This window comes from Stappia sp. (assembly GCF_965276915.1).
Taxonomy (GTDB): domain Bacteria; phylum Pseudomonadota; class Alphaproteobacteria; order Rhizobiales; family Stappiaceae; genus Stappia.
Window position 1 is genome coordinate 198,921 of record NZ_OZ255709.1, and the last position, 18,657, is coordinate 217,577.

An 18,657-nucleotide genomic window follows, 5' to 3' on the forward strand; every position below is an offset into this window, starting at 1 on the left:
GTGTCATGCACGGAGCTTCAGTGCAAAGTCTCGTTGGTTCGGATCCTCTCGATCTCGTCCTTGAGATGGAGTTTCTGGCGCTTGAGGGTTGCGATCTCAAGCGAGTCCGCGCTCGGATGGCGCATCGCTTCTTCCAGTTTCCTCTCGAGATCCGAGTGGCGCTTCTTCAACTCGACCAGATGCGACTGAAGGGACATGGATAACCTCCTTGCCTATTCGCGTTTGACGACATCAGTGTGACATAGGTGCCAGCGTCTGTCGAACGGTTCCGGGACCGCGCGCAAGCGTTCCGCATTCGCCGTTACCGCCCGGTTTACGCAGCGTTCGCATTTCGTTTCGTCCCTTCCGCGAACAGCCCCGGAGCCGTTCTTGAGCAGGCGCGACGAAATGACCGGCCGCTCCCCGGTCGCCCGGCACGGCCCGCCACGGCACGAGAATGCACCCCGGCGTTCCGCAGGGTCTACCAACGGAGACGCGCACGCGGTATTCTGGTTTTCATGCGCGGCGGCAGGGGCCGCGCGGAGCAGGCGGGCCGGGGCGCGCCGACCCCGCTTCGGCCGGGATCGGGTGGCCGGGTCCTGTTGCGGCGACCGGGCACAGGCGTGCCGGCGGCCACGCCGGGTGTTCAGGGCCCGGCATTCATACCGGCAGTGTGGAGTACAAGGCATGGATGCGGGCATGGGCAGCGAGATCGACGAAAAGGCCGTGCGGATCGAACTTGCGCGGTTGCGGCAGGAACACCGCGACCTCGACATGGCGATCGACGCCATGGCCGGCACCGGCCGGGCGGACGCCCTTCAGATGCAGCGCCTGAAGAAGAAGAAACTGGCGCTCAAGGACCGCATCACCACCCTGGAAGACCGTCTGCTTCCCGACATCATCGCCTGACCCCCCGCCGGATCGCCGGCACACGCCGGTGCCGGTGACCCCGTGCATGGCGGCTCCCCCTCCTTCGCACTTGCACCCGGCAGGGCGCTGCCTATAGTGCGGAGCCTTTCAGGACGCCGGCCGGCTTGCATGCAGGTACGGCACGGGCAAGCAGGGGCGCGCATGAGCGACAACAAACCGCAGGTGGCGATCATCATGGGCAGTCAGTCGGACTGGCCCACCATGAAACACGCGGCCGAAACGCTGGACGCGCTCGGCGTTCCCCATGACGCGCGTATCGTTTCGGCCCATCGCACCCCGCAACGGCTCTACGATTTTGCCCGGGGCGCGCGCGACGCCGGCTTCAAGGTGGTGATCGCCGGTGCCGGCGGCGCCGCCCACCTGCCGGGAATGGCCGCCTCGATGACGCCGCTCCCCGTTTTCGGCGTGCCGATCGAATCCCGCACCCTGAAGGGCGAGGACAGCCTGCTGTCCATCGTCCAGATGCCTGCGGGCATTCCGGTCGGTACACTGGCCATCGGGCGGGCCGGCGCCGTCAACGCGGCGCTGCTTGCCGCTTCCGTGCTCGCCTTGAACGATCCGGAACTCGCCGGACGGCTTGATGCCTGGCGCCAGCGCCAGAGCGCCGCCGTCGCGGAACGGCCCGTCGACGACGCCTGACCAACCAGGAACGAGAGCACGGCATGACGTCTTCCAACGCCCGCATCCTGAAGCCCGGCGACACGATCGGCATTCTCGGCGGCGGCCAGCTTGGTCGCATGCTGGCGCTGGCCGCGGCGCCCCTTGGACTCAGGACCCATGTCCTGTGTCCCGATCCCGAGAGCCCGGCCTTCGAGGTGGCGAGCACCCACACCATCGCCGGCTACGACGACACCTCCGCGCTCGACATCTTCGCCTCCTCCGTCGATGTCGTGACCTATGAGTTCGAGAACGTGCCCGGCCCCACGGCCGCCCATCTCGCCGCCCGCATACCGGTACGCCCGGGCGCGGATGCGCTCGCCGTCTCCCAGGACCGCCTGTCGGAAAAAACCTTCTTGCGCGAGGCCGGCATTCCCGTCGCCGATTTCGCCGCCATCGATGCCGATACCGAGGTCGCCCCGGCGCTGGAGCGGCTCGGCGGCAAGGGCATCCTGAAGACGCGGCGGCTCGGCTATGACGGCAAGGGGCAGACCCTGCTGCGCTCCGCGGCGGAGGCGCGCGACGCCCATTCGCGACTCGGCCGCGTGCCGGCCATCCTCGAGGCCTTCGTGCCCTTCGAGCGTGAGGTCTCGGTGATCGCGGCGCGCGGCGTCGATGGCACGGTGCGGGCCTATGACGTAGCGGAAAACGTCCACCGCGACCACATTCTCAAGACCTCGACCGTTCCCGCCGGCATCGATGCCGAGCTCGCCGCCGCGGCCCGCGCCATGGCCGAGACGATCTGCGAGAAGCTCGGCTATGTCGGCGTGATCGGGGTCGAGATCTTCGTGCTGCCCGAGGGCGCGCCGCAGCGCATCCTGGTCAACGAGATCGCTCCGCGGGTGCACAATTCCGGCCACTGGACGGAAGCGGCCTGCCAGGTCTCCCAGTTCGAGCAGCACATCCGCGCGGTCGCCGGCTGGCCGCTCGGCAGCGCCGAGCGCCACTCGGACGTCACCATGGAGAACCTGATCGGCGCGGAGGCCGACGACTGGGCGCGTATCCTTGCCGAACCGGGCGCATCCCTGCACCTCTATGGCAAGGCGGAGAGCCGGCCGGGCCGCAAGATGGGCCATGTCAACCGGCTGCGGCTCCTGCGCCCCTGAGAAACACCATCCCCCCGAGGGGAGCCGGCAGGCATCCGCCCGCCGGCCGGCGCCAGAGTGTCTCGTCAGATCAGCCCGAGCTTCTCGCGCAGCGCGAAGCGCCACATCACCACCACGGCGACCACGGCAAGCCCGGCCGCCAGTCCCCACCAGATGCCGATGCCGCCGAAGCCGAGCGGGAAGCCGAGCCCGTAGGCGGCGCCCATGCCGATGACCCAGTAGCCGACCACGGCGATGACCATCGGCACCTTCGTGTCCGACAGGCCGCGCAGCAGGCTGGAACCGATCACCTGGGTGCCGTCGAACACCTGGAACAGCGCCGCGATGGCGACGAAGCCGACCCCGATGGCAAGCACCTCGGCCGCATCCGGATTGTCGAAATCGAGGAACAGGCCCACCAGGGTCTGCGGAAACAGCCAGAACGAGATGGCGCACAGGCTCATGAACACGAGCCCCAGGCCGAAGCCCGTCCAGCCGGCCCGGCCGACCGCCGACCTGTCGCCACGACCGGCGGCAAGGCCGATGCGGATCATCGCCGCCTGGCCGATGCCGATCGGCACCATGAAGGTGAGCGAACCGAGCTGCGTCGCGATCCCGTGCGCGGCAAGGTCGATCGTCCCGATCCAGCCCATCAGCACGGAGGTTCCCGAGAACAGCCCGACCTCGACCAGGAGCGTCACCGCGATCGGCCAGCCGAGCCTGACGATCTCGCCGAGCTTCGACCAGTCGGAGCGCCACAGCCGGCCGAACACCGCGTAGCGCCGCAACTGCCGGTCGCGCAGCACGCAGCCGACCAGGATGGCACAGGTAAGGCTCGAGGTGGCGACCGAGGCAACCGCCGCGCCGACGAGCTCCAGCCGCGGAAACCCGAGATTGCCGAAGATCAGCAGGTAGTCGATCAACGCATTGAGAACGGCGCCGACAATCGTTGCCCACAGCACGATCTGTGCCCGCTCCATCACCGTGATGAAGCTGCGCAGCGCCATCGTCATCAGCGACGGCAGCATCGAGAACATCATGATCCGCGCATAGATGCCCGCCAGTTCCGACACCCGCGCGTCCTGCCCGAGAGCGACCAGCAGGTCCTCCGTGAACCACATGATCCCCCAGGCCGGCACGCAGTAGAAGGCGACGAACCAGAAGCCCATCCTCACCGCACGGCGCAGGTCGCGCGCGCGCCTTTCGCCGCGCGCACGCGCGGCAAGCGGGATCACCGCCTGCAGCACGCCCATGCCGAACAGCCAGATGACGATGAAGAGGTTGAACGCCAGCACCGCGGCGGCCAGTTCCGTCGCCCCCAGCCAGCCGATCATCAGCACGTCGGTGGTGTTGATTGCCATCTGGGCCACCTGCGCGCCGGCAATCGGCGCTCCGAGCTTCAGCGTCGGCAGCACATCGCCGCGCCAAAGGCCGGCCGTGCGGCCCGCCGGCCTTGCCGACAACGAACCGTTCATCATTCCAACTCCAGAAACATTTTTGCGGGCGGCGGCACGAAACGTACGGACCTGCCGCAAAATGACGGGGTTTCGCCTTCTGGTGGACCGCGTAAGGCGAGGAAGCGGCTGGCGGCACACGGCTCGGAAGGAGCAAAAAATGCTCCCGCGACCCGCTGCGGGCACGCGCCATTCCTAGCTGCCCGCCACAACCCTGTCCAGAGGGCGAGCCATGCCTGCACGCACCCGCTGCCATCCGCCCCGGGCAGTCCCGGGACCGCCCCGCACCGGCCTGTCCGCAGGCGGAAAACATGCCCTCAAACGGGATTATGCCGGTGGACAAGCCTCACGGCCTCTGGTAACACAACGGCCTGATTAGCGACGTGAGGGCGGCGCAGCCAAGTCTTTGTGCATGTGGCAGCCCCTTTCCGGATGGCAATCGGGTTCGATTGCGGTCTGACTTCGCTTCCGCATCACATTGAATAGCTCCGGCGCAGGATGCAGTTCCCGCATCCCGTGCAAACACGATGGGAAAAGACGCGTGCAGGTTCTGGTCCGCGACAACAATGTCGATCAGGCGCTCAAGGCGCTGAAGAAGAAAATGCAGCGCGAAGGCATCTTTCGCGAGATGAAGCTTCGCGGCCACTACGAGAAGCCCTCCGAAAAGAAGGCTCGCGAGAAGGCCGAGGCCGTTCGCCGCGCCCGCAAGCTGGCGCGCAAGCGCGCCCAGCGCGAAGGCCTTCTGCCGAGCAAGGCTCCGCGCCGGTAGTTTCCGGCCCGGCCGGCACGGTCCGGTCGTTCAGCCACAAGAGTTTCGTCTTTCGCCTCCTGCCGCGGTCCTTGCCCGGCACGGAGGCGAAGGCGTATGTGCCGATGCATGACAAGCGGCGTATCCCTGTCCGCCCCCCTTGCAGGGGCCGGATCGGGAGCCAGGTCGTGAGCCATGTCGGGCAGCGCCGGGTTTCCGCCCGAATCGCCCGGCACTCTGCCGACCTCCGGGTTTCGGCGCCGGCATTGCCTTTCACCCGGACAAAAGTCCCCGTATCGCCGGCATGCCGGTATCCGACGGGTGGAACCCTCGTCCCGGCCATGCCATTGTCCAGGACACGGTTGAAAACGCAGTATCGAGGTATCGTGCATTGATGATGTTGGCGAAATCCCGGCGTGAGCCCAGGACGGAAGCATTCGTGGCCGGCGCGCTGATGGCCGTCGGCCTGCTGGTCTCCGGTTGCCAGACCTCGAGCTTTTCCTCCGGCGTCCCCATCGACCGCTCGGCCGGGTCGGCGGCCAACATCGATTCGCTCAATGCCGTGATCGAGGCCAATCCCCGCGATGCCTCCGCCTACAACACCCGTGGCATCGCCTATGGTCAGGCCGGCCGTTTCGAGAATGCCATCGCCGACTTCAACACCGCCCTGCAGCTGGCCCCCAATTCCTACCAGTCCTACGCCAACCGGGCGCTGGTCTATCGGCGGATGGGCGACCTGCAGGCCGCCGTCAACGATTACAGCGCCGCCCTGCGCATCAAGCCCGACTACGATCTTGCCCTTGTCGGCCGGGGCAATGCCTATCGCGCGCTTGGCCGCAACGATCTGGCGCTGGCCGATTTCGACGCGGCGATCCGGCTCGATTCGAGCAATGCGCGCGCCTTTCACAATCGCGGGCTGATCTATCAGGCGCAGGGCAACCACACGCAGGCGGTGGAGAATTTCGCCACGGCGATCGGCCTCGATCCGAACGCGGCAGAGCCGTATATCGCCCGGGGCACATCCTATCTGGCGCTGAACGATCCCAAGGCCGCCCTCTCCGATCTCTCCGATGCGGTCAACCGCGACAAGCGCTCTGCCGTCGCCTGGGCCAATCGCGGTGTTGCCCTGGAAACGCTTGGCCAGAACAACGACGCACGCCGTTCCTACAATCGCGCGCTCGGCATCGACGCCTCCAACGGCATCGCCCGCGACGGCATCGGACGTCTCGACCGGGGCTGATCGCAACCGGGAAGGGACACCGGAACGCCGGTCTGGACCGGCTCCGGCAGTGCCTGCCCGACTTGCGCCTGGCCCGCTCGGCACCTGCCCGGCCCCACCGATCACCGCCCGACTTCCACCTTGCTCGCGGGCGACCAGACACGAAAACGCCGGCACGGAGCTCTGTCCGTGCCGGCGTTTTCGTGTCTGGTTGGTCTCTTGATGCCGCTGTCGGCCAACTTTCGCCGCAGACGCAACCCGGTCAGGCCGGCGCCGTTGGCTATTGCAGCGAGAACACCGGCAGCAGCACGACGGCGGGACCCTCGAAGCGGTCCGCGCGCGGCGGCGAAGCCGCACTCTGGGTGGTGCCGAAGCGGTTCGCGAAAACGCGGCCACCGGGCGCCAGCAGAAGCTCCAGTCGGCGCTGGTTGGGATGCTGCAGCCTTGCGAAGGTCAGCGTGCGCGTGGTTGTCCGCCCGGAAATCAGGTCAGGCAGCGCGGTGCGGTCCGGCAAGGCGGCGAAGCGGGCAAGCGGATCGCGGACAACCGGCTCAGGCACGCGGCCGGAAACGGAGGCGCGCGCCGCCTTGGCGGCTCCTGCGGGCGGAACGGCGCGACGTTGCGGCACGCCCACGGGGGCGCTTGCCGATGCCGCGACGGCGGCCGGTGCATAGGCCAGCGTGGCGCCCGTGATGTCGGACTGCGGCTTGGCCGAGGGTTGGGTCGCACCGGTTGCCGCAGCGATGGCGGAAACCCCGTCCGCCGGGGCCGGGCGCGGAACCATAGAGGCCAGAACGGCGTTCCCCCCCTGCCCCTGGCCGAGCGGGCCCTGTCGCAGTTCGGCCGGCTTGGCAAGCGGCGCGGAGGCGACCGCCACGGGCTGGGCCGGAGCAAGAACGGACGCCGTCTGCGTCGGCGGCTGATCCACCGGCGGCAGGCCGTTGGCAAGACGCTGGGCCTGCGCCTCGAGCGTGCCTGGCGCGACGGCACCGGCTGTCGCGGCCGCGACGATCGCCGAGAACCCGGCGGGCTTGGCCTGCGGCACCAGTTGGGCGACGACCACGGGATCGGGTACGGCTTCAGGCTGCGGGGCCGGTTCGGCCGCCCGCACGCCCGGAGGCGCCTGCGAGGGCACCGGAGGCGGTGCCGGCGTTGCGCTGGCCACTTGCGTGCGTTCGGTGGACCGGACGGCAGCGGGCGGTGTCGGAGACGCACCGGTATCCTCGCCCTCGTCCTCGTCGCCGCCGAAGATGCGGGCGAGAAGCCCCGGACCGCCGCGCGTGCTTCCGGGAAGCGGCGCGCGGATATTGCCTTCGGCCAGTTCACCGGCCGGACGCAGCGGACGCGAGGGCGACGAGGCACTGGCAACAGCCGTCGGCCGGCTGGAGGCGCCGCTCTTGTGGCGGGCAAGCGCCTGGGCATAGCCCGGCATCTTCTTGCCGTCGGTGGGAACGTGAATGGTGTCGCCGCGCGGGAAGACCTTGGCAAGCTGCGATCGGGTCATGCGAGGCCAGTGACGCACGGAGCCGGTGTCCATGTGCACGAAGGGCGAGCGCGAGGTCGGGTAGAAGCCGACGCCACCGACTTCCTTGCGCAGGCCGAGCGCCCTTAGCTTGGCGACACTGACGCCGGGAATGTAGAAGTCCATCGCCCGGCCGCGCGTATGCTGGCTGGATTTGGCAACGCCGCGCGAGCGGCTGCGCAGCATGTTGTTGGTGGCCGGCGAGCGGTATCCGGAGACCACGTGGATCGCCTCGCCCGTGCCGGCGGCCTGATAGACCTCCCAGACAAGATCGAAGAGCTCGGGATCCATCTTGGTGATTTCGTTGCGCCGCCAGTCGCGCAGGAACCGGTTCAGGTCGCGCAGCCCCTCGGAGATGTAGCGGCCGTTGCGCTTGAAGGTGATCGACACGCGCTCATGCGTATGCGTGTTGTAGAGCTTCAGCGTCCGGGTTTCGGCAAGCGCGGGGGCGATCGAAATCGGCAGCAGCAGCGCGCAGGCAAACGCCGCAAGCGCCAGCACTGGCAACGCGCGATATCGCAGCCGGAAGAACCATGCCTCGAGCAATGTTCAGTCTCGCTTGTTTGCCGGCGGTATCGCCGTACATCGCCCCCCAGATGGACTGATGTAAGGGACCGAGGTTAAGAAGCCTTTACCGTATTCCGAAATGAGCGCAAATCGTGGCAAATGCGCATCAATATCGAAAAAAATACCGGTGGCAGGCGTTTTCGTCGCGCTGCCCCGCCCAATGGGCCCCCAAAGGCGGTCGCGCGGCCCGGCCGTGTTCCGAAATCAGCCCCGCGGACCGAGCCGGGCGAGTGCCTCGCGAAGCTGTTCGTCGACGATCGTTCCGTCGCCGTTCCTCTCCACCCAGCGCGGCACGCGCGCATAGTCTTGCGGCTCATAGACAACGACACCGCTGGCGGCAAGTCCCGCGACATAGCTGAAGGTGCTCTTGGCCATCACCAGGACATCGGCGGTGACCAGGCTCCGGAACGACTCGATCGCCCCCGGCGCATCGGATATCCGGTAGCCGCGATCAAGGAACTCCCTGAGCTCCTCCGGCGACCCGTTGCTATGGATCTCGACCTCATGAGCAAGGCCACATGCCTCCAACTCCCGCACGACGCCCTCGATGCTGCGCAGGATGGCGGCGTTGGGCGTGAAGCGCTTCGTGGTCTCCGCGCGGCTGACGTCGCCGCGCCGGACATGGACGGCGACCCGGCACGTGTCCGGTGCCGATCGAACATGCATCCGGGCCCTGGCGCGATAGCGGGCTCCCCAGGGCAGGCTGTCCATCAGGTGTGGACGGGCATTGCAGTAGCGGAACATTTCACGGAAGCCGATCAGATGCGGCTCCCGCCAGAGCCTTTCGTCAACCGCGTAGTCGAGGAACTCGACGTAGGGCAGCTCGCACTCCGCAGACTGAGGCAACCCGTGTCCGAGATCGAACTCCGCCTCGCAGTGACGGACCCAGGCCTCGAGCTCCATCTCCTGGTGCCCGACGAAATCGAACGGCTTGTGATAGTAGGCAAAGCCCATATCGGATGCTGCGGCCTGGATGCTGAGCCGCTGGATCATCACGGCCCCGAGCCCGTCCGGGCGAATGCCGGCGGTGAACGCGCTATCGGGATGGATCCGCCCGCGTGCGATCCCCCGCACGATGCGCTCGCAAAGATGCGCCTTGTCCGATTTCGGCGATATGCCGAGCGTTTTCTTGGCACTGACCCAGGCGAAGCGCCCCGAATACCGCATTTCGTCGACAAGCTTGTTCAGCATTTTCAATCGACCGCCTGGACGTGATGGATCCGCTCAGTGTGAACGCTTGAAGTAGAGATTGTAATAAGTGCCGACGCCCTTGAGGCTTGCCATCGAGGCCTTGTGCCGCAGCTGAAAGCCGTGTCCGGCGAGAAACGCCGTCAGTTCCTCGACATTGGTCGCCCCGCGATAGGCCTCGAAATCGGCGGCCTCGGCGACAATCCGATCAAAGCCCGCCAGCCGGTCGCCGGCACCTTTCAGCACCAGCAGCTCGGCTCCCTGTGTGTCGATCACCAGGGCATCGTATGGCGGCGAGGAAAGCCCGTGGGCCTGCATCAGCGTGTCGAGACGCGACGTGGTCAGTCGCAGGATGCCGCTGGCGTCGATCTCGGGCCAGAGCTTCTTGTGCTCGGCAAAGGCGAACATGGAGGACGATTCGCCCGCCACGTGGAAATCGACCTCCGCCCCGTCGCTGTCGGACACCAGCGCCCGGACCGCCTGCTGGAGCCGATAGCTGGAGATGCGCTCCTGAAGCGCTGCGAAAACGTCGGGCAGTGGCTCGATCCAGAACACCGGCACGCCGAGCCGGGCATAGGACGGCGCTTCCTGTCCGCTGTTCGCACCGACATGGACAATGCCGTGCGCCCGGCTGAGGAAACGCCGCTCATCGCCGCCCTCGCGCAACCGCCGCACGCGCTTGGCAAGGCTCCTCGCCAGCTTCGCGATCGGGTTGCGCGGTTTCGCCCGCGATACATCGGCCATTGAATCTGCCCCGCCGGTTCAGTTGCGCGGGGTTGCCGACAGGCCGGCAGGGACCTGTCCCCGCGCACGCACCGCCGGTCACAGCACCCGAACCCGAACCGCAGCCCCCCGCGGGATTCGATCTTGCAAACATGTATCTCAAATCACCGGGAACGGAACCGCGGAATTGCACGCGGTTGCCGGCGATGCGTTGATCTTGGCTGCCAGGCCCCGGCTCAGTAGTCCGATGCCGCCCGCTGGCGCAGCTGGAACATCCGCTGGCGCTCGGCGCGGATGTCCGCCGGGCTGCGCTCGCGGACGGGTTCGAGGGGGCGGATTTCCGCCCGTGCCCGCTTCACCGGCGCCGCCACCGCGAAACGCTGCCAGTCCTGCCAGCCCTCGATCTCCAGCGCCTTGGTCAGCACCGCGTTGTGGCCGTAGATATCCGGTCGCCGCTGCAGCTTGCCGGCCTCGTCGACGAAGGCGGTGAAATAGGCGAGATGCACCGGAACGGACTTCGTCAGGTCGACGCGCTTCTCGCTCCCGCCCACCATCGCCTTGAGCTTCGCCGCGTTCCAGTTCGGGTCGAGCTGCAGCAGCGCGTCGGCGAAGTCGAACGGGTCCTGCACCCGGACGCAGCCATGCGAGAAGGCCCGGCTCGGACGGGCGAACAGGCTCTTCGACGGCGTGTCGTGCAGGTAGACGGAATGGCGGTTGGGGAACATGAACTTGATCTGGCCAAGCGCATTGCCCCCGCCAGGGCGCTGACGGATGCGCACGGAGCGCAGGTTGACGCTGGCCCAGTCGACCGCGCCGGCATTGACCACCCGCCCGCCGGCGACGACCTCGTAATTCTTGCGCGCCAGATAGGAGGGATCGGCCGCGATCGAGGGCAGCAGTTCCTCCGAGGCGATCGAATAGGGCACGTTCCAGTACGGGTTGACGATGACGTGGTCCATCACGTCGGAAAACACCGGCGTCTGGTTCGACGATTTGCCGACCACAACCCGCGTCTCGTAGACTTGGGCCCCGTCGCGGAACAGCCGCGCCTTGAACTCCGGGATGTTGACGAAGATGTGGAAGGCGCCGAGCTCGCGCGGCATCCAGCGCCAGCGCTCCAGGTTGGCGACGATGTCGGAAACCGCCATGCCGTCGTCGGAAACCGCGTTCAGCGCCAGCAGCGTGCGCGGCCCCACGACCCCGTCGGGATGCAGGCCGTTGTCGCTCTGGAAGGCCAGCACCGCCGCCTTCACGTCGGCGTCGAAAAGGTCCTCGTCCGTCGCATCCGCCACCGCGTCGGTGGCGACGTCGGCGCCGGCGACCTGTGCGTCTGCGACCTGCCCGCCAGCGTTCTCCTCCGCCGCGTCGGCAACGGCTTCGCCCGCGACTTCGGCCGCGTCGGCCAGGGTCGTCTCGCTCGCGGCCTCGGCCGCCACCGCCTCGCTCGCGTCCGCCGCGACCTCCAGGCCGAGGCGCTCGCGCAGGATGACCACGCGCGCATCGCGCATGCCCTGCTTCAGCGTCTTGCCCTCCGGCACCACCGGCGGCGCTTCGCTCGCAAGGCCCGGGCGGGTCAGTTCGGCGAGCTTGGCGCGCAAGGCCTGGAAGCCCGGATGCTGCGGATTGTAGAGGTCGAGCCGCGCCACCGGGTCGGCGGCGGCGGCAAGCGCTGCCATGACCGCTGCCGGGTCCGGGCGCTCGGGTGCGAGCGTGATGTTCTTCGACAGGCTGTCCGGTTCCAGACGCCCGGCCTGCGCATGGTCGGCATAGGCCATGAGCGCGGCCGACAGCAGCACCTCGAAACGCGCCGCGCGCGTTTCATCGAGCCGCCCGGCGGTGCGCGCGAGATCGGCGGGAAGCGCGTAGTCGGCCTCCTTCAGGCCGTCGCGACCGGCTTGTCCCAGCCGCGCGATCAGGCGGCGGGCGGCAAGCGTCGGCACGTCGTCGCGCGTCCACAGCGGTTCCTGGCCACGTCCCTTGTAGAAGGCGGCGAGCGCCTGCCGGCGGGCGCCGGTCAGATAGGGCGCGGCGCGGTCGGCCTCCGTGAAGGCCTCGCCCGAAGACAGCAGGCTCTCCAAAGCTCCGGCCGGCAGCGGTGCGACGACGGCCGTCCCCGGCACGGCGGCTTCTGCCTCCTGCGTCGTGGCCGCGGCCGGCGATGCCGCAAGGCCCGTCATCGCGGCAAGCGCCAGCATGCGGCCCAGGACAAGGCTATGGTCGAGGGGGCGGGAGAAGATCGAGCGGGCCATGTCGCCTGTTCCGGATAGAGGGTCGGGGATCGCCCGGCCCTGCGGCCGCACGGATTCGCCATCACGCAAGGTTAACAAGACGTCCCCGGCCGGCCAATGCAAGTCACGTCGGCAGGATCGGCGGCCTACTCGGCCGCCTCCGCGTCCTGTGTTGCATCGAGGCCATAGTCCTTCAACTTGCGGTAGAGGGTCGAACGCCCGATCGACAACCTGCGCGCGACTTCGGTCATCCGGCCGCCATAGTGGTCGATGGCCGAGCGGATCATGTCGGCCTCCACTTCGTCGAGCGCACGGATATGGCCGTGATCGTCGAGGCACCGCAGGTATCCGAAGGGAGCGCCCTGCCCGGCATCGGCAAAGCCCTGGCCGGCAAGGTCCCGCGACCTTGCATCTTCCGCGCCGGAGGGCGACCCGGCCTGCGGCCCCGCTCCCCGGTCAGGCCCGCTGCCAGGCATTTCGCTGGTGGGCGTTTCGCTGCCGGATATTTCGTTGGCGGACACTTCGCTCGCGGGCGCTTCGCCCGCCACCTCTCCGCCAGCCGGCTTGGATGCGGGCGGGCGGGTCTGGGCGGGCGCGGTGCCCGGCTGCCCCTCGCCGCCGCCCACGCTTGCCTGCACCTGGGGAAAGTCCGCCGCGACAAGATGATCGCCCTCGCACAGGACGACGGCCCTGAAGACGGCGTTCTCCAGCTGGCGGATGTTGCCCGGCCAGCCATAGGCCTGCAGCATCGCGACCGCGTCGGGCGCCACCGCCGAGATATGCGAGCGCCCCTCCTCGGCGGCGAAGCGCGCCAGGAAGTGCCGCACGAGATCGGGAATGTCCTCGCGCCGGTCGCGCAACGGCGGCAGCCACAGCGGAAAGACGTTGAGCCGGTAATAGAGGTCCTCGCGGAAGGCGCCGTCCTTGACCAGGTCCACCAGCCGCCGGTTGGTCGCCGAGATCAGCCGGAAATCGACCTTGACCGGCCGCCGCGCCCCGATCGGGTCGATCTCGCCCTCCTGCAGCGCACGCAAGAGCTTGACCTGGATGTCGAGCGACAATTCGCCGACCTCGTCGAGGAACAGCGTGCCGCCATGGGCTTCCTGGAACTTGCCGACATGCTTGTCGACCGCGCCGGTGAAGGCACCCTTCTCGTGGCCGAACAGGATCGATTCCACCAGGTGTTCCGGGATCGCCCCGCAATTGACCGTGACGAACGGCTTGCTCCGGCGCTCGCTTGTGCCCTGGATCGCCCGGGCGATCAGCTCCTTCCCGACACCCGATTCGCCCTCGATCAGCACCGGGATATGCGAGGTGGCGGCGCGCCGGCCGACGCGGATCACCCGCTCCATCGCCTCGGAACGCGTGACGATATCGTCGAAGGTGAAGGTACCGCTCGTCTGCTTGTGGATACGGGCGATCTCGCCTTCCAGCGCCGACATCTTCATGAAGGTGCGGATGGCGACTTCCAGCCGTTCCGGCGACACCGGCTTGACGACGAAATCCTGCGCCCCGGCGCGAATCGCGTTGACCGCCGCATCGATGCCGGCATGCGCCGTCTGGACGATGATCGGCACCGCCTTCTTCATCTCCCGCAGCCGGGTGATCACCCCCATGCCGTCGAGTTCCGGCATCACCAGGTCGAGGATCAAAAGGTCGATGTCGGCGCCTTCCGGCGATGACAGCAACGCCACCGCCTCCGCACCGTTCTCCACGCTGCGGGCGCGGTAGCCGAACCGCTTCACCGCCTCCTCGACGAGGCGGCGCTGGACGGGATCGTCATCGGCAATGAGGATGCGTCCGCTGGTCGGGATCATGCGTGCGCGCGCCTTTCGGAAAACTGTCTCAATTCGGGGCACCGTAGCCCGGGAGCGGTAAACAAAACGTCCACATTTGCTCGCCGCATTCGGCGCAATCGCCGTTTTGCCCGTTGCTCTTGGCGCATGATCCACAATATCCAGAGGGAAAGATCGCGCGCCGCCTGCCGGTGCCATCCCCACACACAAACGCCGGAGAGCCCATGACCGCCGCCCTCACCTCGATGCCCGCCCGCGCCGCCGACGACGCGGCCGCCCGCAAGGACGAGCTCGGCGCGTTGCCGGAGTGGAACCTTGCCGATCTGTACCCCGCCCATGACAGTCCTGAGGTGAAGGCCGACCTCGCCAGGGCGGAGAGCGAGGCGGCGGTCTTCGCCGAGCGCTACAAGGGGCGGCTTGAGGAGATGGCGCGCACCTCCGGTGCAAGCCTCGCCGGCGCCATCCGCGAAATGGAAGCGCTCGACGACCTGATGGGCCGCCTCGCCTCTTTCGCCGGGCTCTTCTATGCCGGCGATACGACCGACCCGGTCCGGCAGAAATTCTATGGCGACATCCAGGAGAAGCTGACCACGGCGAGCACCCGTCTGATCTTCTTCACGCTCGAGCTCAACCGCATCGACGACGCGGTGCTCGACGCGGCGGCTGAGGATCCCGCGCTCGGCCACTACCGGCCCTGGCTCGACGACATCCGCAAGATGCGGCCGCACCAGCTCGAGGACCGTATCGAGCAGCTCTTCCACGAAAAGTCTGTCAGCGGCGCCTCCGCCTGGAACCGGCTGTTCGACGAGACGATGGCCGGCCTCCGGTTCGATGTCGAAGGCACTCAAATGCCGCTGGAGCCGACCCTGAACCGGCTCCAGGATGCCGATGGCGAAAAGCGCAAGACCGCCGCCGCCGCGCTGGCGAAGACGTTCAAGGCCAACCTGCCGGTCTTCACCCTGATCACCAACACGCTCGCCAAGGACAAGGAAATCTCCGACCGCTGGCGCGGCTTCGAGGACATCGCCGACAGCCGGCATCTCGCCAACCGGGTCGAGCGCGAAGTGGTCGACGCCCTGGTCGAGGCCGTGCGCGGCGCCTATCCCGCCCTCTCCCATCGCTATTACGCCATGAAGGCGCGCTGGTTCGGGCGCGACGGGCTCGATTTCTGGGACCGCAACGCACCGCTCCCCTCCGCCGATACCCGCCCGATCCCCTGGACCGAGGCCCGCGAGATGGTGCTCGGCGCCTATGGCCGCTTCTCGCCGAAGATGGCCGAGATCGCCGGCGACTTCTTCGACAAGAACTGGATCGACGCACCGTCGCGCCCCGGCAAGGCGCCGGGCGCCTTCGCCCATCCGACGGTGCCCAGCGCCCACCCTTACGTGCTGCTCAACTATCAGGGCCGCACCCGCGACGTGATGACGCTTGCCCACGAGCTCGGCCACGGCGTCCATCAGGTGCTCGCCGCACCCAACGGCGCGCTGATGGCGCCGACGCCCCTGACCCTTGCCGAGACCGCCAGCGTCTTTGGCGAGATGCTGACCTTCAAGGCCCTGTTGGAGCGCGCCGAAACGCCGGAGAAACGCAAGATCCTGCTCGCCGGCAAGGTCGAGGACATGATCAACACCGTCGTCCGGCAGATCGCCTTCTACAGTTTCGAGCGCAAGGTCCATGCGGCCCGCCGTGAGGGCGAACTGACCGCCGACGCGCTGTGCGAATTGTGGATGTCGGTGCAGGCCGAAAGCCTCGGGCCGGCGATCCGCCTCGGCGAAGGCTACGAGACCTACTGGACCTACATCCCGCACTTCATCCATTCGCCGTTCTATGTCTATGCCTACGCCTTCGGCGACTGCCTGGTGAACTCGCTCTATGCGGTCTACGAGGACGCGGAAACGGGCTTCCAGGACAAGTATTTCGCGCTGCTCTCCGCCGGTGGCACCAAGCACCATTCGGAGCTGCTCGCCCCGTTCGGCCTCGATGCGACCGATCCCGCCTTCTGGCAGAAGGGCCTGTCGGTAATCTCCGGCTTCATCGACGAACTGGAGGCATTGGACGCATGACGAAGGCGCGGGGCGCAAACGTGGACGCAGGGCATAACGCCGATTCAGCCTCGCCGCCCTTCCCCCACACGCCCTATGACGGATCGGCCCGCCCCTTCACGGTCGGACTGATGCCGCTCGACCCTGCCGAGTGGATCGAGCCGGACGCGCTGCTCGCCGCCCATCTGGCGGAAAAGGACCGGCTGCTCGGTGGCGCGGCACAGGCCCCGGTGCTGCTTGCCGAGGAGGGCACGGTCGATGCCCAGCGCGAGGTGCTCGACCTCCTCGCCGGCCACCTGCCCGCTCGCTTTCCGGATCTCTACAGTCGCGTCGGAACCCAGATCGCCATCGCCGGGACGGGACGGACCGTCGACCTCGACGAGCCTTGCGAGGTGCCGCTGGCGCTCGCCGCGCGCCTCGTGCAGGAGGATCACGTCCTGATGCGCAAGGGCGAGACCGGCTACCGGCTTGCCGCCGCGGCCCTCTTCTTCCCCTCCTCCTGGTCGCTCGCGGAGAAATTCGGCAAGCCGATGGACGCGATCCACGAAAGCGTTCCCGGCTTCAACGACGGCCGCATGGGACCGGTGGTCGCCCGCATCTTCGACAATCTCGCGGTCGAGCGCCCCAGCTGGCGGCTCAACTGGTCGCTCTATTCGGGCGCCGGCCTGCACCACCCTTATCCCAAGCGCATCTCCGCCGACGGCAACGACACCAGCCGCGTCGACGGCACGCGCGAGGCACTGCATGTGCGGGTCGAGCGCCAGACCCTGCGGCGCCTGCCGGAAAGCGGCGACATCCTCTTCACGATCAAGATCCACCATGACCCGGTCGCCGCCTTCGCCCGCCATCCGCGCGGCGCCGAACTTGCCGCCGGCCTGCGCCGCCAGTTGCTGGCGCTCGACGGCGCACAGCTCGCCTACAAGGGACTGACGGCGGAACGCGACGCCATCGCGGCCCAGCTTGCAATCTTCACGGGCGGTATCACGGGCGGCATCGACTGAGAACCTGCGCCAGCGACAACCGGTCCGCTGTCGCCGCCGCCCCGACCCGCTATATCTTCCGCTATATCTGATGTCGCGCGGCACCCGCGTCGAAAACCCTATCTCGGAGAGACGATGAGCAAGCCTCCTGGCCGCGACAGCGAAAAGAACCGCCTCAGCGCCCGCGTCGGCCGCTATGCGCGCGTCGGCGCAAACATGAGCGGACTGGCGGCAAAGCTCGCCGGCTCGCGCGTCTTCGGCTACGAGATCGACAATGGCAGGCAGGCGGCGGAACTGGCCGCCGCGCTTGGCGGGCTCAAGGGTCCGCTGATGAAGGTGGCGCAGCTCCTGTCGACCATCCCCGACGCGATCCCGCCGGAGTATGCGGCCGAACTGGCGCAGCTCCAGTCGGCCGCCCCGCCGATGGGCTGGGCCTTCGTCAAGCGCCGCATGTCGGCCGAGCTTGGCCGCGACTGGCAGGCGCGCTTTGCCAGCTTCGACAAGGAGCCGGCCGCTGCCGCCTCTCTCGGCCAGGTGCACAGGGCCGTGTCGAAGGACGGCGCGGCGCTCGCCTGCAAGCTGCAATATCCCGACATGGCCTCGGCCGTGGAGGCCGACCTGAAACAGCTCGGCCTGCTCTTTTCGCTGCATCGCCGCATGAGCCCGGCCATCGACACACGCGAGATCGCCCGCGAGATCGGCGACCGGGTGCGCGAGGAGCTCGACTATGTCCGCGAGGCCGCGCAGACCGCCGTCTACCGGCACATCTTCCGGAACGAGCCGCGCATCCGCGTGCCGGAGATCCACGACGAGCTGTCGACCGGACGCCTGCTGACCATGGGCTGGCTCGAGGGCGAGCCGATGCTGGCCTTCAAGGACCGGGAACTGGAGGACCGCAACCGGCTGGCCGAGGTGATGTTCCGCGCCTGGTGGCATCCCTTCAGCCATTACGGCATCATCCACGGCGACCCGCATCTGGGCAATTACACGGTGTTTTCGGAAGGCGGCGCGCCGCAGGGGATCAACCTGCTCGACTATGGCTGCATCCGCATCTTCCCGCCCGGCTTCGTCCAGGGCGTCGTCGACCTTTATCGCGGCCTTCTGGAGGAGGACGAGGCGCGCATCGTCTCCGCCTATGAGCGCTGGGGCTTCAAGGGGCTGACGAAGGAGCTGATCGGGATCCTCAACATCTGGGCGCGCTTCATCTACGGGCCGCTGCTCTCCGACCGCGTCCGCTCCATCGCCGACGGCGTCAAGCCGGCCGAATACGGGCGCAAGGAGGCGTTCCGCGTCCACAAGGCGCTGAAGGAACTGGGGCCCGTCACCGTGCCGCGCGAGTTCGTCTTCATGGACCGCGCCGCCATCGGCCTCGGCGCCGTCTTCCTGCATCTGGGCGCGGAGCTCAATTTCTACCGCCTGTTCAACGAGCAGATCGAGGACTTCGACACCGCGGCGGTGGCGGGGCGGCAGTCGGCCGCCCTTGCCCTCGCCGGTCTTGCCGGAGAGCGGCCGGCGGCGGAATAACGTTCTCCCCGCATG

General features: G+C 67.9%; 15 protein-coding genes. 8 read left to right on the plus strand and 7 right to left on the minus strand.

The window, feature by feature from the left end:
• Positions 1-17: 17 nt before the first annotated feature.
• Positions 18-197 (minus strand): YdcH family protein, encoded by a 180-nt coding sequence (locus ACQY46_RS00905; protein WP_428698449.1) that lies wholly within the window; start codon positions 195-197, stop codon positions 18-20.
• A gap of 469 nt (positions 198-666) precedes the next feature.
• On the opposite strand from ACQY46_RS00905, the gene ACQY46_RS00910 reads away from it, so the two are divergent.
• The 3 genes from ACQY46_RS00910 to ACQY46_RS00920 all read left to right on the plus strand — a co-directional run bounded on the left by ACQY46_RS00910 (position 667) and on the right by ACQY46_RS00920 (position 2,672).
• Complete coding sequence (locus tag ACQY46_RS00910) at positions 667-888, plus strand: YdcH family protein (RefSeq protein ID WP_306027946.1); 222 nt, start codon at positions 667-669, stop codon at positions 886-888.
• A 162-nt stretch (positions 889-1,050) separates the two neighbouring features.
• The gene (purE, locus tag ACQY46_RS00915; protein ID WP_428698450.1) at positions 1,051-1,548 is read left to right on the plus strand and encodes a 5-(carboxyamino)imidazole ribonucleotide mutase; all 498 of its coding nucleotides are present in this window, start codon (positions 1,051-1,053) and stop codon (positions 1,546-1,548) included.
• A gap of 23 nt (positions 1,549-1,571) precedes the next feature.
• The gene (locus ACQY46_RS00920; RefSeq protein ID WP_428698451.1) at positions 1,572-2,672 is read left to right on the plus strand and encodes a 5-(carboxyamino)imidazole ribonucleotide synthase; all 1,101 of its coding nucleotides are present in this window, start codon (positions 1,572-1,574) and stop codon (positions 2,670-2,672) included.
• A 65-nt stretch (positions 2,673-2,737) separates the two neighbouring features.
• On the opposite strand, the gene ACQY46_RS00925 is transcribed toward ACQY46_RS00920, so the two are convergent.
• Positions 2,738-4,129 (minus strand): MATE family efflux transporter, encoded by a 1,392-nt coding sequence (locus ACQY46_RS00925; RefSeq protein WP_428698452.1) that lies wholly within the window; start codon positions 4,127-4,129, stop codon positions 2,738-2,740.
• A gap of 517 nt (positions 4,130-4,646) precedes the next feature.
• On the opposite strand from ACQY46_RS00925, the gene rpsU reads away from it, so the two are divergent.
• Both rpsU and ACQY46_RS00935 read left to right on the plus strand, forming a co-directional pair.
• Complete coding sequence (gene rpsU / locus ACQY46_RS00930) at positions 4,647-4,874, plus strand: 30S ribosomal protein S21 (protein WP_029059436.1); 228 nt, start codon at positions 4,647-4,649, stop codon at positions 4,872-4,874.
• Between the two features lie 418 nt (positions 4,875-5,292).
• Positions 5,293-6,093, plus strand: a complete 801-nt coding sequence (locus ACQY46_RS00935; protein WP_428698453.1) for a tetratricopeptide repeat protein — start codon at positions 5,293-5,295, stop codon at positions 6,091-6,093.
• Between the two features lie 259 nt (positions 6,094-6,352).
• Here ACQY46_RS00935 and ACQY46_RS00940 read toward each other — a convergent pair whose 3' ends face one another.
• The 5 genes from ACQY46_RS00940 to ACQY46_RS00960 form a co-directional block, all read right to left on the minus strand.
• A complete protein-coding gene (locus ACQY46_RS00940; RefSeq protein ID WP_428698454.1) occupies positions 6,353-8,140 on the minus strand; it encodes a DUF882 domain-containing protein in 1,788 nt (595 codons plus the stop codon).
• A gap of 225 nt (positions 8,141-8,365) precedes the next feature.
• Positions 8,366-9,352, minus strand: coding sequence for a hypothetical protein (locus tag ACQY46_RS00945; RefSeq protein ID WP_428698455.1), 987 nt, complete (start codon positions 9,350-9,352; stop codon positions 8,366-8,368).
• A gap of 33 nt (positions 9,353-9,385) precedes the next feature.
• A complete protein-coding gene (locus ACQY46_RS00950; RefSeq protein ID WP_428698456.1) occupies positions 9,386-10,093 on the minus strand; it encodes an FkbM family methyltransferase in 708 nt (235 codons plus the stop codon).
• Positions 10,094-10,308: 215 nt separating this feature from the next.
• On the minus strand, positions 10,309-12,321 hold the full coding sequence (locus tag ACQY46_RS00955; protein WP_428698457.1) for a L,D-transpeptidase family protein: 2,013 nt from the start codon (positions 12,319-12,321) through the stop codon (positions 10,309-10,311).
• Positions 12,322-12,446: 125 nt separating this feature from the next.
• Positions 12,447-14,117, minus strand: a complete 1,671-nt coding sequence (locus ACQY46_RS00960; RefSeq protein ID WP_428698458.1) for a sigma 54-interacting transcriptional regulator — start codon at positions 14,115-14,117, stop codon at positions 12,447-12,449.
• A gap of 203 nt (positions 14,118-14,320) precedes the next feature.
• Here ACQY46_RS00960 and ACQY46_RS00965 point away from each other — a divergent pair, with 203 nt between their 5' ends.
• The 3 genes from ACQY46_RS00965 to ACQY46_RS00975 all read left to right on the plus strand — a co-directional run bounded on the left by ACQY46_RS00965 (position 14,321) and on the right by ACQY46_RS00975 (position 18,642).
• The gene (locus ACQY46_RS00965; RefSeq protein ID WP_428698459.1) at positions 14,321-16,159 is read left to right on the plus strand and encodes a M3 family oligoendopeptidase; all 1,839 of its coding nucleotides are present in this window, start codon (positions 14,321-14,323) and stop codon (positions 16,157-16,159) included.
• A complete protein-coding gene (locus ACQY46_RS00970) occupies positions 16,156-17,139 on the plus strand; it encodes a heme-dependent oxidative N-demethylase family protein (RefSeq protein WP_428698460.1) in 984 nt (327 codons plus the stop codon). The genes ACQY46_RS00965 and ACQY46_RS00970 overlap by 4 nt, the downstream gene beginning before the upstream one ends.
• Before the next feature lie 114 nt (positions 17,140-17,253).
• Entirely contained in the window at positions 17,254-18,642 is a 1,389-nt protein-coding gene (locus ACQY46_RS00975; RefSeq protein ID WP_428698461.1) for an ABC1 kinase family protein, read from the plus strand.
• Positions 18,643-18,657: the final 15 nt, after the last annotated feature.